The 14589-nt window shown below is 66.0% G+C and carries 18 protein-coding genes; 14 read left to right on the top strand and 4 right to left on the bottom strand.

What is annotated here, in order from left to right; all coding sequences use genetic code 11:
• Nucleotides 1–113: 113 nt before the first annotated feature.
• Both ENN83_RS07415 and ENN83_RS07410 read left to right on the top strand, forming a co-directional pair.
• A complete protein-coding gene (locus ENN83_RS07415; protein WP_287185630.1) occupies nucleotides 114–941 on the top strand; it encodes an ion transporter in 828 nt (275 codons plus the stop codon).
• A gap of 53 nt (nucleotides 942–994) precedes the next feature.
• Nucleotides 995–1468: a L,D-transpeptidase family protein gene (locus ENN83_RS07410; RefSeq protein WP_349760103.1), complete on the top strand. Its 474-nt coding sequence runs from the start codon at nucleotides 995–997 to the stop codon at nucleotides 1466–1468.
• A gap of 22 nt (nucleotides 1469–1490) precedes the next feature.
• Here ENN83_RS07410 and ENN83_RS07405 read toward each other — a convergent pair whose 3' ends face one another.
• Entirely contained in the window at nucleotides 1491–2027 is a 537-nt protein-coding gene (locus tag ENN83_RS07405) for a CAP domain-containing protein (RefSeq protein WP_287185627.1), read from the bottom strand.
• A 269-nt stretch (nucleotides 2028–2296) separates the two neighbouring features.
• Between ENN83_RS07405 and ENN83_RS07400 the strand changes: the two genes are divergently transcribed.
• Together ENN83_RS07400 and ENN83_RS07395 are read left to right on the top strand one after the other, a co-directional pair.
• Nucleotides 2297–2785, top strand: a complete 489-nt coding sequence (locus ENN83_RS07400; protein ID WP_290442762.1) for a L,D-transpeptidase — start codon at nucleotides 2297–2299, stop codon at nucleotides 2783–2785.
• 141 nt (nucleotides 2786–2926) lie between these two features.
• A complete protein-coding gene (locus ENN83_RS07395; RefSeq protein ID WP_132695781.1) occupies nucleotides 2927–3106 on the top strand; it encodes a hypothetical protein in 180 nt (59 codons plus the stop codon).
• 83 nt (nucleotides 3107–3189) lie between these two features.
• Here the strand turns inward: ENN83_RS07395 and hemH are convergent, their stop codons facing one another.
• Nucleotides 3190–4281 carry a ferrochelatase gene (gene hemH, locus ENN83_RS07390; protein ID WP_287185622.1) on the bottom strand — a complete coding sequence of 364 codons (1092 nt, stop codon included), beginning with the start codon at nucleotides 4279–4281 and terminating at the stop codon, nucleotides 3190–3192.
• Nucleotides 4282–4354: 73 nt separating this feature from the next.
• Nucleotides 4355–5197, bottom strand: a complete 843-nt coding sequence (locus ENN83_RS07385) for a methyltransferase domain-containing protein (protein ID WP_287185621.1) — start codon at nucleotides 5195–5197, stop codon at nucleotides 4355–4357.
• A 43-nt stretch (nucleotides 5198–5240) separates the two neighbouring features.
• On the opposite strand from ENN83_RS07385, the gene ENN83_RS07380 reads away from it, so the two are divergent.
• From ENN83_RS07380 to ENN83_RS07365, 4 genes are read left to right on the top strand one after another with little or no spacing between them, the layout of a single operon-like run.
• Nucleotides 5241–6011, top strand: a complete 771-nt coding sequence (locus tag ENN83_RS07380; RefSeq protein ID WP_287185619.1) for a ComF family protein — start codon at nucleotides 5241–5243, stop codon at nucleotides 6009–6011.
• A complete protein-coding gene (gene grxC / locus ENN83_RS07375) occupies nucleotides 5998–6255 on the top strand; it encodes a glutaredoxin 3 (RefSeq protein ID WP_287185617.1) in 258 nt (85 codons plus the stop codon). Before ENN83_RS07380 ends, grxC begins: the two co-directional genes overlap by 14 nt.
• 5 nt (nucleotides 6256–6260) lie before the next feature.
• Entirely contained in the window at nucleotides 6261–7094 is an 834-nt protein-coding gene (locus ENN83_RS07370; RefSeq protein ID WP_287185616.1) for a carbon-nitrogen hydrolase family protein, read from the top strand.
• A 47-nt stretch (nucleotides 7095–7141) separates the two neighbouring features.
• Nucleotides 7142–7534: a MarR family winged helix-turn-helix transcriptional regulator gene (locus ENN83_RS07365; protein ID WP_414707630.1), complete on the top strand. Its 393-nt coding sequence runs from the start codon at nucleotides 7142–7144 to the stop codon at nucleotides 7532–7534.
• On the opposite strand, the gene ubiG is transcribed toward ENN83_RS07365, so the two are convergent.
• Nucleotides 7531–8277, bottom strand: a complete 747-nt coding sequence (gene ubiG / locus ENN83_RS07360; RefSeq protein WP_287185613.1) for a bifunctional 2-polyprenyl-6-hydroxyphenol methylase/3-demethylubiquinol 3-O-methyltransferase UbiG — start codon at nucleotides 8275–8277, stop codon at nucleotides 7531–7533. The genes ENN83_RS07365 and ubiG overlap by 4 nt on opposite strands.
• A gap of 71 nt (nucleotides 8278–8348) precedes the next feature.
• Here ubiG and pip point away from each other — a divergent pair, with 71 nt between their 5' ends.
• From pip to infB, 6 genes are all read left to right on the top strand, one after another.
• On the top strand, nucleotides 8349–9338 hold the full coding sequence (pip, locus tag ENN83_RS07355) for a prolyl aminopeptidase (RefSeq protein ID WP_287185612.1): 990 nt from the start codon (nucleotides 8349–8351) through the stop codon (nucleotides 9336–9338).
• Nucleotides 9335–9961, top strand: a complete 627-nt coding sequence (locus ENN83_RS07350; protein ID WP_287185611.1) for a class I SAM-dependent methyltransferase — start codon at nucleotides 9335–9337, stop codon at nucleotides 9959–9961. The genes pip and ENN83_RS07350 overlap by 4 nt, the downstream gene beginning before the upstream one ends.
• A 144-nt stretch (nucleotides 9962–10105) precedes the next feature.
• Nucleotides 10106–10699 (top strand): ribosome maturation factor RimP, encoded by a 594-nt coding sequence (gene rimP / locus ENN83_RS07345; RefSeq protein ID WP_287185609.1) that lies wholly within the window; start codon nucleotides 10106–10108, stop codon nucleotides 10697–10699.
• A 3-nt stretch (nucleotides 10700–10702) separates the two neighbouring features.
• Nucleotides 10703–12325 (top strand): transcription termination factor NusA, encoded by a 1623-nt coding sequence (gene nusA / locus ENN83_RS07340; RefSeq protein WP_287185608.1) that lies wholly within the window; start codon nucleotides 10703–10705, stop codon nucleotides 12323–12325.
• Between the two features lie 22 nt (nucleotides 12326–12347).
• Nucleotides 12348–12968 carry an RNA-binding protein gene (locus tag ENN83_RS07335; RefSeq protein ID WP_287185607.1) on the top strand — a complete coding sequence of 207 codons (621 nt, stop codon included), beginning with the start codon at nucleotides 12348–12350 and terminating at the stop codon, nucleotides 12966–12968.
• Nucleotides 12969–12975: 7 nt separating this feature from the next.
• Nucleotides 12976–14589: translation initiation factor IF-2 (gene infB, locus ENN83_RS07330; RefSeq protein ID WP_287185605.1), on the top strand; the 1614-nt coding region annotated here is incomplete at its 3' end.

The raw sequence follows: 14589 nt of genomic DNA, 5'->3' as shown, positions 1-14589 counted from the left end.
GGCGGCGTGCAGGTGGTCGATCAGTTCCGCTGGTCCTCCCATGTGGAACTTGTCGCGACATTCACGCGGGGCCATATCGCCAGTCAACGCGGCTTTCCGATTCGGGTGGAGCAATGAGGGACAAACTGGCCTGGGCGCTGGAGTTGCCCGTCACACGCAACGCCATCATGGGCGTGATCCTGTTCAACGCCGTGCTGCTGGGGATGGAAACCTCGGACGAGATCATGGCCGAGGCGGGACCGCTGATCCTGATGCTGGACAAGCTGTGCCTTGCGATCTTCGTGGCCGAGATCGTGGCCAAGCTGGTGGCCTATCGGCTGTCCTTCTTCCGCTCGGGCTGGAACATCTTCGATTTCGCCATTGTCGGCATCTCTCTGGTGCCCGGCGCACAGACGCTTGGCGTGCTGCGGGCGCTGCGCATCCTGCGTCTGCTGCGCGTGATCTCGGTCGCGCCGCGCCTGCGTCGGGTGGTCGAGGGGTTCATCACCGCGCTGCCGGGCATGGGCTCGGTCTTCCTGCTGATGGGGATGATCTTCTATATCGGCGCGGTCATGGCGACCAAGCTGTTCGGGGATGCCTTCCCCGACTGGTTCGGCACGCTGGGCCTGTCGGCCTATTCGCTGTTCCAGGTGATGACGCTGGAAAGCTGGTCGATGGGCATCGTCCGCCCGGTGATGGAGGTCTATCCCTATGCCTGGGCGTTCTTCGTGCCGTTCATCATGGTCACGACCTTCGCGGTGGTGAACCTGCTGGTGGGTCTGATCGTCAACTCGATGCAGGACGCCCATCACGAGGAAGACACGCTCAAGACCGATGCCTATCGCGATGAGGTGCTGTCGCGCCTGGCCGCGATCGAGGCCCGGCTTTCGGGGTCCGAAGCCGCGCCGGAACCGGGTTTGCAGGATGAATCCGCGCGCAAGATCGCGTATGATCGCCCCTAGGCAAGAAACCGGAACGAGCGGACAAGGCGGGAATGATCGGACGACGTGCTTTCATGGCGGCGGGAGCGTGTCTTGCGCTGTCCGCCTGTGGATCGAAATTCAGAACCTATAACGGGCCAGAGGTCACGCGGGTCGTGGTTCTCAAGGACAAGCGGCGGATGTATCTGCTGCACCACGACAAGGTGCTCAAGGGCTATGATGTCGGGCTTGGCTTCCAGCCCAACGGGCACAAGCTGCACGAGGGTGACGGGCGCACGCCCGAGGGGCGCTACCTGATCGACCGGCGCAACCCGAACAGCAATTTCCATCTGTCGGTGGGCATATCCTACCCGAACGAGCGCGATGTCGACGTCGCGCGCAGCCTCGGTCTCAACCCGGGCGGCGACATCTTCATCCATGGCCGGGCGGGCAAGCACAAGGGCAAGCGCCGTGACTGGACCGAAGGGTGCATCGCGGTCTCGGATCGCGAGATCGAAGAGATCTATGCCATGGTGCGCGATGGCACCGTGATCGACATCCTGCCCTGAGCCGGCGCGGATCGGGCCGCGCCTAGAAGGCCGAAGCGACCTGATCCGCCCGCGATCCGGTGATCAGCGACCACCAGATCTTGCCGTTCGGCTCCTGGTAATAGGCAAAGCCCATATCGGTCAGCCGCGGCATCAGCAGCGTCTCGCGCTTCTCGGGATCCTCCAGCCAGGCGGCCAGGATTTCCAGCTCGGTCTCGTAGGTCTCGGCGATCAGCTCGGCGCCGACACTGCCCTGGTAGCCCGCACGGCTCACCCGGTCCAGCGTCGAGGAACCGTCCGAGCCGAAGGTCCAGGGCCGGTTCTGCACCGCCATGTCGCGGGCATGGGTGGCGGCGGCGGCGTTCAGACGCGAGTCGAGTTCCAGCGGTCGCACGCCGCGCGCCTCGCGCACGGCGTTCACCGCGTCCAGCATCCGGTACTGGATGCGGGCCCGGTCCGCCCGCGATATGCGGTAGACCTGCGGCAGGGGCTTGCCGTCCGGGCCAAGCCGGACGGGTTCGGTGGGTGTGCACGCCGTAACGGCAAGAACGATCGCAAGGGCCGGGACCAGAACTTTCATCGGGACATCCTAACACGCTTCGGGCGATGTCTAGCGGCTCTGCGCCGCCGGTTCAAATCCCCAGAGTTCTGACAGGTGTTTGAATTGCGGTGAAGCGCGGTCAAGCATATATATTCGTGCAAAGTGGAACCCTTCCAAACCTGGAGTGAAAGTTGAACAGCAAGGTCCCGTCTTTCCCGTGTCGCGTGACGCGCAGGCGATTCGTCGGCGGTTCGGCTGCGCTCCTTGGCGGACTGGCCGCGCCCGCCGTCCTTGGGCAGACCGTCGAGATGGAGCAGTCGATCGCCCAGGGGGCGCGGCGCAACACCGCGATGTTCCGGGCGCTGGACTGGCAGCCCTATTTCTCCGACCTGCGCAACGGCGCCATCCTCGTCGATATCTCGTCGCGCGCCCTGCATTACTGGTCCGAGGACCGCGCGGTCTACAAGGTCTACCCGACCTCGGTGCCGATGTCCGAGGATCTGACCCGACGCGGGCGCACCTCGGTCATCCGCAAGGTCGAAGGCCCGGACTGGCGACCCACCCCCTCGATGAAGAAGCGCAATCCCGAATGGCCGGACTATGTTCCCCCGGGACCGGACAATCCGCTGGGCACGCATGCGCTGCACCTGAGCTGGACCTATTACCGGATCCACGGCACCCATGACACCCGCAAGATCGGGCGGCGGTCGTCGAACGGATGCGTCGGCCTCTATAACGAGCATATCGCCGAACTGTTCGATCTGGCCAAGGTGGGCACGCAGGTGTTGCTTATTTGACGACAATTTACGAGACCGCCGGACAGGGCGCTCGGCATTGTTGAAAACCGCGATGGTCGCGGATTAGACAGGCAACACAAGCCTTCGATGCATGCGACAGGCGGAACCATCCGTCTCGCGCTGTTATTTGGGAGTAGAAAGATGAAGAAGATCGCCCTTGCCACGGCCCTTTCGGTCGCCGCGACCGCCGGTTTCGCCGGCGGCTACTCGGAGCCGGTGATGGAACCCGAAATCATCGTTCAGGACACCTCGTCCTCGGCCGGTGGTGTCATCGTTCCGATCCTGGCCCTGATCCTGTTCGCGGCCGTGATCGCCGACTGATCGCGGCAATACCGTGAAAAGAAAGAAGGCGGTGGGTTCTCCACCGCCTTCTTTCTTTTGCCCTTTCGCCAAAGGGCGCAGCGTCAGCCCAGCCAGCCGCGTAGATGAGCCCGGATCACGTCGCACAACGCCTCGATGTGCTGATCGTCGTCGTTGAGGCAGGGGATATAGGTGAACTCCTCGCCGCCCGCCTCCTCGAAGCTTTCCCGGATCTCCTCGTTGATTTCTTCCAGCGTCTCGATGCAATCGGCCGAGAAGGCCGGCGCAATCACCGCGATCCGCTTCTTGCCGCGCTCGGCCAACCGGGCGACCTCTTCAACGGTATAGGGTTGCAGCCATTCCTCGGGGCCGAATCGGGACTGGAACGTGGTCGTGATCCGGTCATCCGCCCAGCCCAGCCGCTCCTTCAACAGGCGCGTCGTCTTGAGACACTGGCAATAATAGGGGTCGCCCTCGGTCAGATAGCGCGTCGGCACCCCGTGATAGGAACAGACCAGCACGTCCGGCTTGTGTTCCAGCGCAGCATAGCCCCGCTCGACCGAGGCGGCCAGCGCGCCGATATAGGAAGGTCTGTCGAAATAGGCGGGCACGGTGCGCACCTGCGGCTGCCATTTCTCGTCCATCAGCGCACGGAAGAAATGATCGTTCGCGGTGGCCGACGTGGCGCCCGAATATTGCGGGTAAAGCGGGAAGAACAGGATCTTGCGGCAGCCCTTGTCCACCATCTCGCGGACCTTCGACTTGGTCGAGGGGCTGCCATAGCGCATGCAGAAATCCACCACGACCTCGCTGCCGAAACTGGCCTCCAGCGCCTCGCGCACCTTGATGGTCTGCGATTTGGTGATGGTCATCAGGGGGCTTTCGCCCGCCTCGTTATTCCAGATCGACTTGTAGGCTTCGCCCGACGAGAACGGCCGCTTGGTCAGCACCACGAGTTGCAGGATCGGCTGCCAGATCCAGGGTGAATAGTCGATCACCCGCTTGTCCGACAGGAACTCGTTCAGATAGCGCCGCATCGACCAGTAGTCGTAATTGTCCGGCGTGCCGAGATTGGCCAGCAGGATCCCTACCTTTTCGGCCGGGATCTTCGGGTGGTCGGCGGGGGCGTGGGTTGGGCGCCGGGCTGCTGCAGAGGACAGACCATCCTTGCTCCCACCTCGCTTGGAGTCGAACATCACGTCTTTTCCGGGATCTCTGTCGGGCTTCAAACTGGAATACCTCAAGCACATAAACGCATTCCGACCGGGGTCAATCCGTCCCCGGGCCGTTTCCATCGCCAAGCATCCGCTCGGTCGTGCCCAACGCCTCGGCCAGCCTTGTGCGGGCCGAACCCGGGCGCAGGGGCTTGGGTTGCGTGTCAGCGGGCGCCCACCCCGCAAGGTAGATCAATTCGGCGGTTGCGGCGATGCGGCCATCCGGTCCGGCATGGGCCTCGGCATAGCGCCGGGCGGCCTCGGCGAACAGCGCGCGCGGCGTTGTCCGGCGGTGCCGCGCGGCCAGCGCATTGGTCTCGCCCATCGCGCGCAACTCGCGCATCAGGTGGAACGGGGTCTGGTAACTTACCGTATGCAGGGCAGAATCGGCCACGGGCAGCGCGAATCCCGCGCGTTGCAGCAACCCGCCCAGATCGCGAATCTCGCCCATCGGCAGCACCCGGGGCGACAGCCCGCCGGTCAGCGCCACCTCGGCCTCGGCCAGCGCCGCGCGCAACTCGTGCAAGCTGCGACCGCCGAACAGCACGGCGAGGAACAGCCCGTCAGGGCGCAGCGCGCGGCGGCATTGCACCAGTTGCCCGACGGGATCGTTCGCCCAGTGCAGGCAGAGCGCATGGATCACAAGATCGTGTGCGCCGGGCGCCAGAGCCAGCGTCTCGTCATCCTCGACAAGTGCCGCGCCGGGAAAGCCGCGTTGCCACGGCTCGGGAAAACCGGTGACGACGGCAGGCGACGTAAAGGTTCTGTTAACCTCTATGAGCCTTTCCTGAATCTCGTCAGCTGCGAGTGCGTGCAGGAAAAGCTCGGGCGCGCGGCGGGCGCGGGCACGGTGGCGCTTCAGCGCCGCACGGTCGGTCAGGTCGGGTGGGCTCTGCATCGGGTCTCCGCCAATCGAAGGGCCTATGTAGGGACGGGGGCGGATGTTTCAAAGCGCATTGCGACTGATCTATCCCCCGCGCTGCGTATCCTGCGGCGAGATGGTGGAACGCGACTTCGCCCTGTGCGCGGCCTGCTGGGGCCAGATGGATTTCATCGCCGGGCTGGTCTGCGATTGCTGCGGCACGCCGCTGCCGGGCGAGGATGGCGGCACGCCCGAATATTGCGACGACTGCCTGGCCCGGCCGCGGCCCTGGTCGCGGGGCCGCGCGGCGCTGCTTTACCGCGACAAGGCGCGCAAGCTGGTGCTGTCCCTCAAGCATGGCGACCGGACGGAACTGGCGCGCCCCGCGGCCGAATGGATGCTGCGTGCGGGCCGGGCGATCCTGACGCCCGGGATGGTGGTCGCGCCGGTGCCGCTGCATCGCTGGCGGCTTTTGCGGCGGCGCTACAACCAGGCCGCGCTGTTGTCGCAAGCATTGGCCGAGGGCGCGAGTCTCGCGCATATTCCCGACCTGCTGATCCGCCGTCGCAAGACCCGGGTGCAGGACGGCATGGGGGCCGAGCAACGCTTCGCCAACCTCGCGGGCGCCATCGCCGTGCATCCCCGCCATCGCGAGCGGCTGCGCGATCGCACCGTGCTGCTGGTCGATGACGTCATGACCTCGGGCGCCACGCTGTCGGTGGCGGCCGAGGCCTGTCTTGCCGCCGGTGCCCGGGAGGTGCGCATCCTGGTTCTGGCCCGCGTTGCGAAAGCGTCATCAACGCCTATAGTACCGGCCAGGCGAGGGAAAACGGACCATGAGATCGGTTGAAATCTACACATCGCCGCTTTGCGGCTATTGCCACGCCGCCAAGCGGCTGTTGCAGCAAAAGGGCGTCAGCTATTCGGAAATCGACGTGGGCGCGCAGCCCGCGCTGCGCCAAGAGATGATGGCCCGCGCCCATGGTCGCCACACGGTTCCGCAGATCTTCATTGGCGAGATCCATGTCGGCGGCTGCGACGAGCTTTACGCGCTGGACCGGGCGGGCAAGCTCGATCCCTTGCTGGCGGGGTGACGGCGATGCGGGTGGCCCTGATCCAGGTCACATCGGGCGATGTGCCCGAGGCCAACATCGCCCCGGCCTGCGAGATGGTGCGCCAGGCGGCGGTGGACGGCGCGCAATTCGTGCTGACGCCCGAGGTAACCAACTGCCTGTCGTCCAGCCGGGCGCAGCAGGACCGCGTCCTGAGCCATGAAGAGGACGACCCGATGCTGTCGGTCCTGCGGCAAGAGGCGGTCAATGCCCGCATCTGGCTGCTGATCGGCTCGCTGGGTCTGAAGACGCATGACCCCGACGGACGCTTCGCCAACCGCTCCTTCCTGATCGCCCCGGACGGGTCCATCGCCGCGAAATACGACAAGATCCACATGTTTGACGTGCAGATCACCGAAACCGAAAGCTACCGCGAATCGGAAGGCTACCGCCCCGGTGACCGTGCGGTGGTGGCGCCGACTCCCTTCGGCAGGATCGGTCTGTCGATCTGCTATGACCTGCGCTTTCCCCATCTCTACCGCGCGCTGGCCCAGGGCGGGGCCGAGATCCTGACCATTCCGGCCGCCTTCTCGCCGGTGACGGGGGCGGCGCATTGGGAAACGCTGCTGCGCGCCCGCGCGATCGAGACCGGATGTTATGTGCTTGCGCCAGCGCAATGCGGGCTGCACCCCGCGACCGAGGGCCGACCGCGCCGGACCCATGGCCATTCGCTGGCCGTGGCCCCCTGGGGCGAGGTGCTGGCCGATGGCGGGACGGCACCCGGCATCACCCATGTCCAGATCGACCGGCAGGAGGTGGCGCGCGCCCGGGCCCGCGTGCCCTCGATCACGCATGACCGGCCCTTCGCCCCGCCCCCGTGAGCGAGATCGGCGACAGCCTGGCCGTGACGATCTTCAGCGAGATCTTCATGGCCGACCAGCTGGCGCGCAACCGGATCGCGCGGGCGCTGCCCAAGGGAATGGAGATCAGCCATTTCTCGGTGCTGAACCATCTGGCCCGGATCAACGAGGAACGCAGCCCCGCCCAGCTTGCCGCGACCTTCCATGTCACGCGGGGCGCGATGACCAACACGCTGAACCGGCTGGACTGGGCGGGCCATGTCCATATCCGCCCCGACTGGGACGATGCGCGTCGCAAGATGGTCTCGATCAGCCCCTCGGGCCGGGCCGCGCGCGATGTCGCGATACAGGCCATGACCCCGGTCCTGGCCGAGGCCGTGGCAGATATCGGCGAGGACCGGCTGCGCGCCGCGCTGCCCGTCCTGCGCATGCTGCGCCAAAAGCTGGAAGGCCCGCGCTAGGCGGGCTTCACCGAGGCGGTGACATAGTTCACCGACAGATCCCGGCTCGACAGCGACCAGCCCCAGGTGATCGGGTTGAACACGAAGCCGGTGCGGTCCACGGGTTTCAGCCCGGCCTGTTCCAGCAACCGGCACAACTCGTCCGGCGTGATGAACTTGGACCATTCATGCGTGCCCCTGGGCAGCCAGCGCATGACATATTCCGCCCCGACAATCGCCATCGCAAAGCTTTTCGGGTTGCGGTTGATCGTCGAACACAGATGCAGCCCGCCCGGTTTCAACAGTTTCCGGCAGGCGGTCAGATAGGCCAGCGGGTCGGACACATGCTCGACCACTTCCATGTTCAGCACCACGTCGAACTGTTCGCCCGCCTCGGCCAGCGCCTCGGCGGTGGTGTGGCGATAGTCGATCATCAGCCCCGATTGTTCGGCATGGATGCGCGCGACGGGAATGTTGCGCGCCGCCGCATCCGCACCCACCACGGTTGCCCCCAGCCGCGCCATCGGCTCGGACAACAGCCCGCCGCCGCAGCCGATATCCAGCAGGCGCAGCCCCTTGAACGGCATCTCGGCCGAAAGGTCGCGGTCGAACTCCGCGGCGATCTGGCGGGTGATGTAGTCCAGCCGACAGGGGTTGAGCATGTGCAGCGGCTTGAACTTGCCATTCGGATCCCACCATTCGGCGGCCATCGCCTCGAATTTTGCGACTTCCGTGGGGTCGACGGTCGCTTCGGCTCCTTGCATCGCGGGCTCCGTTCCTGTCTTCTGTATCAATGCCCTTGGGGCGTGTGGCTTTCGCGTTATATAGGCGACGCATGGACAAATCGGCAGGCCAAAAGCGCGCATCGCAACTTCTTTACCCGCTGGTCGATCCGTTCGACCAGCGCATGCTGGATGTTGGCGACGGCCACCGTCTTTATGTAGAGCAATGCGGCCATCCCGACGGTATCCCCGTCATCGTCCTGCATGGCGGCCCCGGTGGCGGGTGCAGCCCGGCGATGCGGCGCTATTTCGACGCGGACGAGTTTCGCGTGGTCCTGTTCGACCAGCGCGGTTGCGGCCGCTCGCGGCCCCATGCCAGCGTTTCGGCCAACACGACCTGGCATCTGGTCGAGGACATCGAGACGATCCGCAAGACGCTGGGCATCGAGCGCTGGGTGCTGTTCGGCGGAAGCTGGGGCGCCACGCTCGCGCTGATCTATGCCCAGACCCATCCCGACCGCGTGGCCTATCTGGCGCTGCGCGGGGTGTTCCTGATGACCCAGGCAGAGCTCGACTGGTTCTATGGCGGCGGCGCGGGGCAGTTCTGGCCCGACCTCTGGGCGCGTTTCGCCGAGATGATCCCCCAGGAAGAGCGCGGCGACATGATCGGGGCCTATCACCGTCGGCTGTTCTCGGGCGACCTGATGATGGAGACGCGCTTTGCCCGCGCCTGGGCCGCCTGGGAAAACGCGCTGGCCTCGATCGACCACGAAGGCCCGCTGGGCGAGGCGCCGACCGATTACGCCCGCGCCTTTGCCCGGCTCGAGAATCACTATTTCCGCAATCGCGGATTTCTGGACCGGGACGGGCAGCTTTTGCAGGACATTCCCCTGATCGCGCATATCCCCGCAACCATCGTGCAGGGCCGCTATGACATGGTCTGTCCGCCCGCATCGGCCTGGCGGCTTGCCGAACGCTGGGGCCGGGCCGATCTGCGGATGGTGCCGCTGGCCGGGCATGCCCTGTCCGAACCCGGGATCAGCGCCGAACTGGTGCGCACCATGCGCGGCGTCCAGCGGCAAGCGGCGGCTTTGGGGCTGTGAGCATCAATATCCGCTTCTGGGACCGGCTCGCACGCCGCTACGCGCGGATGCCGCTGCGCGATCCCGAAACCTATGAGCGCAAGCTGGCGATGACCCGCGCCCACCTTTCCCCCGGCGCGCGCGTGTTCGAGATCGGCTGCGGCACCGGCACGACCGCGCTGAAACACGCCCCCCATGCGGGCCATGTCACCGCCATCGACTGTTCCGCCAACATGATCGGGATCGCGCGCGACAAGGCCGCGGCCGAAGGCATCGCCAATGTCACCTTCGAGGTGGCCAGCCTTGAGGACATGCCGGATACGCCCGGCGCCTGGGACATGGTGATGGCGCATAACGTGCTGCACCTGTTACCCGACCGCCCCGGCGCGCTGCTGCGTATCCACCGCATGCTGAAACCCGGCGGCGCGTTCGTCTCCTCCACCGCCTGCGCCGCGCGTGCGCCTTGGCTGTTCCGAGCCATCGTCCGGACCGGCCACGCGCTGCGCCTGCTGCCGCTGTTCAACTTCCTGACCGAGGACGGGCTGAAGGCCGAGATCCGCGCCGCCGGGTTCGAGATCGTCGAGGAACTGCTGCCTCCCGGCGGGCGGTCGGCGCTGTTCCTGATCGCGCGCAAGCAGACCTGACCCCCCGGGGACACAATCTCCTTGCACAAACGCCCCGTTCCGCCTATACCGCGGTCAACAACGGCGGTTCGGCCTCCACACCCGATCCTCCACCGGTGAGTTTTACACGGGCCGTTGGCCCGTTTTTTTGTGTCTGGAACACCCATGCCCGACCTCATCGCCAAGACTGCCATGGACCGGCGCCTCGCCGAGATCCTGAGCCCCGTGATCGAGGGGCTGGGGTTCGAGCTTGTGCGCATCCGGTTGATGGGCGGCAAGACCAAGACGCTGCAGATCATGACCGAACGCCCGGAAGGCGGGATCGAGGTGGACGAATGCGCCCGGATCTCGACCGCGGTTTCTGCGGTGCTGGATGTCGAGGACCCGCTCGAGGACGCCTATACGCTGGAGGTCTCCAGCCCCGGCATCGACCGCCCCTTGACGCGGCTCAAGGATTTCGCGGTCTGGGAAGGCCATGAGGCAAAGATCGAGACGACCGAGATGATCGACGGCCGCCGCCGCTTCAAGGGCGTGCTGGCCGGTGTCGAGAATGACGAGGTGCTGATCGAGATCGACGGGCCGGACGGGCAGCCTGTGACCATCGGGCTGGAGTATGACTGGCTGTCGGACGCCAAACTTGTGCTGACCGACGAACTGATCCGCGAGATGCTGCGCGCCCGCAAGGCCGCCGGCATCATCGACGAGGACGATTTTGACGAGATCGAGACGGACGAGGGTTCCGTCCCGCAGGAGGACTGAGACATGGCGATTACCTCTGCCAACCAGCTTGAACTGCTTCAGACCGCCGAGGCTGTGGCGCGGGAAAAGATGATCGACCCCGATCTGGTGGTGCAGGCGATGGAAGAATCCCTCGCCCGGGCCGCCAAGTCGCGCTACGGCTCGGAAATGGACATCCGCGTGTCCATCGACCGCAAGACGGGCCGGGCGAGTTTCACCCGCGTGCGCACCGTGGTCGAGGATGACGCGCTGGAGAATTACCAGGCCGAACTGACCGTCGCGCAGGCGAAACAGTATCTCGACGATCCCAAGGTGGGCGATACCTTCGTGGAAGAGGTGCCGCCCGTCGAAATGGGCCGGATCGCCGCGCAAAGCGCCAAGCAGGTGATCCTGCAGAAGGTCCGCGAGGCCGAGCGCGACCGCCAGTTCGAGGAATTCAAGGACCGCGTCGGCACGATCATCAACGGCCAGGTCAAGCGCGAGGAATACGGCAACGTCATCGTCGATATCGGTCGGGGCGAGGGCATCCTGCGCAGGAATGAAAAGATCGGCCGCGAAAGCTATCGCCCGAACGACCGCATCCGCTGCTTCATCAAGGATGTCCGCCGCGAAACCCGTGGCCCGCAGGTCTTCCTGTCGCGCACCGCGCCCGAGTTCATGGCCGAACTCTTCAAGATGGAAGTGCCGGAAATCTACGACGGCATCATCGAGATCAAGGCCGTGGCCCGCGACCCGGGCAGCCGCGCCAAGATTGCCGTGATTTCCTACGACAACTCGATCGACCCCGTGGGCGCCTGCGTCGGCATGCGCGGCAGCCGCGTTCAGGCCGTCGTGAACGAGCTTGAGGGCGAGAAGATCGACATCATCCCCTGGAACGAGGACCAGGCCACCTTCCTCGTGAACGCGCTGCAACCCGCCGAGGTCAGCAAGGTCGTCATCGACGAGGAGGCCGGCAAGATCGAGGTCGTGGTCCCCGACGAGCAGCTTTCGCTCGCCATCGGTCGGCGTGGCCAGAACGTGCGCCTGGCCAGCCAGCTGACCGGGCTCGACATCGACATCATGACCGAGGCCGAGGAAAGCGCCCGCCGCCAGGCCGAGTTCGAGGAACGCACGCGGCTCTTCATGGACACGCTGGACCTTGACGAGTTCTTCGCCCAGCTGCTGGTCTCGGAAGGGTTCACCAGTCTTGAAGAGGTCGCCTATGTCGATCTCGACGAGCTTCTGGTGATCGAGGGCGTGGACGAGGACACCGCCGCAGAGCTTCAGGCCCGGGCCCGCGACCATCTCGAAGAGCAGAATCGCAAGGCGCTGGAACATGCCCGTGAACTCGGCGTCGAGGACAGTCTGGTTGAATTCGAAGGCCTGACGCCCCAGATGCTCGAAGCACTGGCCGAGGACGGCATCAAGACGCTTGAGGACTTCGCCACCTGCGCCGACTGGGAACTGGCTGGCGGCTGGACCACGGTCGATGGCCAGCGGGTCAAGGACGAAGGCATCCTCGAGAAGTTCGACATGTCGCTGGAAGAGGCGCAGACCCTGGTGATGACCGCGCGGGTCCTGCTGGGCTGGGTCGATCCGACCGAGCTCGAGGACGACGCCGGGGACAAGACCGACGCCGAAGAGGGCGAAGAGGAGGCCGGAGCCTGATCCGGGGCTCCGGGAGGCCGACATGGGCCGAGCAGGCGCGCGAAAACCTGACGGCGAGCCGGAGCGGCGCTGCATCGCCACCGGCGAGGTGCAGCCGAAGGCGGGACTGATCCGCTTCGTCGTCGGCCCCGACGACCAGATCGTGCCCGACCTTGCGGCCAAGCTGCCCGGCCGGGGCATCTGGGTCGCGGCGGATCGCGACGCGCTTGAGCTGGCGGTCCGCAAGCGGCTGTTCGCGCGGGCAGCGAAACGCCAGGTCACCCTGCCCGAGGGGCTGGTCGATCTGGTCGAGGCCGGGCTGTTGCGCCGCGTGGTCGAGGGGCTGTCGCTGGCGCGCAAGGCCGGGCAGGCGGTGGTCGGGTATGAAAAGGTCAAGGGCTGGCTCGACAGCGGCCGGGCCGCCGTTCTGGTTCAGGCCAGCGACGGGTCGGAACGGGGCAAGACCAAGCTCAGGCCCCCGCAGCGCGAGGGCGCCTATATCGACTGTCTGACGGCCGGGGAAATCGGTTTGGCTTTCGGCCGCGAACATGTGATACATGGCGCGCTTGCGGCTGGCGGACTCATGGAACGTGTAGTAGAGGATGCCGCCAAGCTTTCGGGCATCCGCAAGAAGATCGGGGGCGAGGCCCCCGGAAAGGGTTGAAGGCCTTATGGACGACACTGACGGCAAGAAGACACTGGGACTGCGCGGCGCCTCGCGGCCCGGCCAGGTGAAGCAAAGCTTCAGCCATGGCCGGACGAAGAATGTGGTCGTCGAGACGAAGCGCAAGCGCGTCGTCGTGCCAAAGCCCGGTGCCACGAAATCCGGGGCCACGACCTCTGGCGTTGCGGGCAGCGACCCGGCAAAGCGCCCGGCCGGGATTTCCGATGCCGAGATGGAGCGTCGTCTGAAGGCCCTTCAGGCGGCCAAGGCCCGCGAGGTCGAGGAAGCCGCCCAGCGCGCGGCCGACGAGCGCCAGCGCGAGGAAGAGCGCAAGCGCCGCCGCGACGAGGCCGAGGCCAAGGAACGCGAACAGCGCGAGATCGAGGAAGCCGCCCGCCGCAAGGCCGAGGAAGAGCAGGAGCGCCGCCGCAAGGAGGCGGAGCAGAAGCCCGCCGCAGCGCCGCCGCAGCCCGCCGTCCAACCCGAGTCGGCCAAGACCGCGCCGCCGCGCAAGGTCGGCCGCGAACGCGAGCGCAGCAACGATCGGCAGACCCGCACCAAGGCCAGGGATGACAGCCGCCGCGCCGGCAAGCTGACGCTGACCCAGGCGCTGGACGGCGGCGAAGGTGGTCGGCAGCGCTCGCTCGCCGCGATGAAGCGCAAGCAGGAGCGGATGCGCCAGAAGGCGATGGGCCGCGGCGATACGCGCGAAAAGGTCGTGCGCGAAGTCCAGTTGCCCGAACAGATCGTGGTCTCGGAGCTTGCCAACCGCATGGCCGAGCGCGTGGCCGACGTGGTCAAGGTGCTGATGCAGAACGGCATGATGGTCACCCAGAACCAGGTCATCGACGCCGACACCGCGGAACTCATCATCGAGGAATTCGGCCATCGCGTGCAGCGGGTGTCGGATGCCGATGTCGAGGACGTGATCGCCACCGTCGAGGACAAGGCCGAGGATCTCGAACCGCGCCCGCCGGTCATCACCATCATGGGCCATGTCGACCACGGCAAGACCTCGCTGCTGGACGCGATCCGCGACGCCAAGGTCGTCGCGGGCGAGGCCGGCGGCATCACCCAGCATATCGGCGCCTACCAAGTGAAGACCGATGGCGGCGCGTTGCTGACCTTCCTCGACACGCCCGGCCACGCGGCCTTCACCTCGATGCGGGCTCGCGGCGCGCAGGTGACGGATATCGTCGTGCTCGTGGTCGCCGCCGACGACGCGGTGATGCCGCAGACCGTCGAGGCGATCAACCACGCCAAGGCCGCCAAGGTGCCGATGATCGTGGCGATCAACAAGATCGACAAGCCCTCGGCCAACCCGACCAAGGTGCGCACTGACCTGTTGCAGCACGAGGTGGTGGTCGAGCAGATGTCGGGCGAGGTCCAGGATGTCGAGGTCTCGGCGATCACCGGCCAGGGGCTGGACGAATTGCTGGATGCCATAGCGCTCCAGGCCGAGATCCTCGAACTCAAGGCGAACCCGAACCGCACCGCTGAAGGCGCCGTGATCGAGGCGCAGCTCGACGTGGGCCGCGGCCCGGTCGCGACCGTGCTGGTCCAGAAGGGCACCCTGAAGAAGGGCGATATCTTCGTCGTGGGCGAGCAGTGGGGCAAGGTC

The sequence above is a fragment of the Rhodovulum sp. genome, assembly GCF_011048875.1.
Lineage (GTDB): Bacteria > Pseudomonadota > Alphaproteobacteria > Rhodobacterales > Rhodobacteraceae > Rhodovulum > Rhodovulum tesquicola.
Note: the sequence above shows the minus strand (reverse complement) of the source record. Positions and strands in the feature narration are given on the sequence as shown.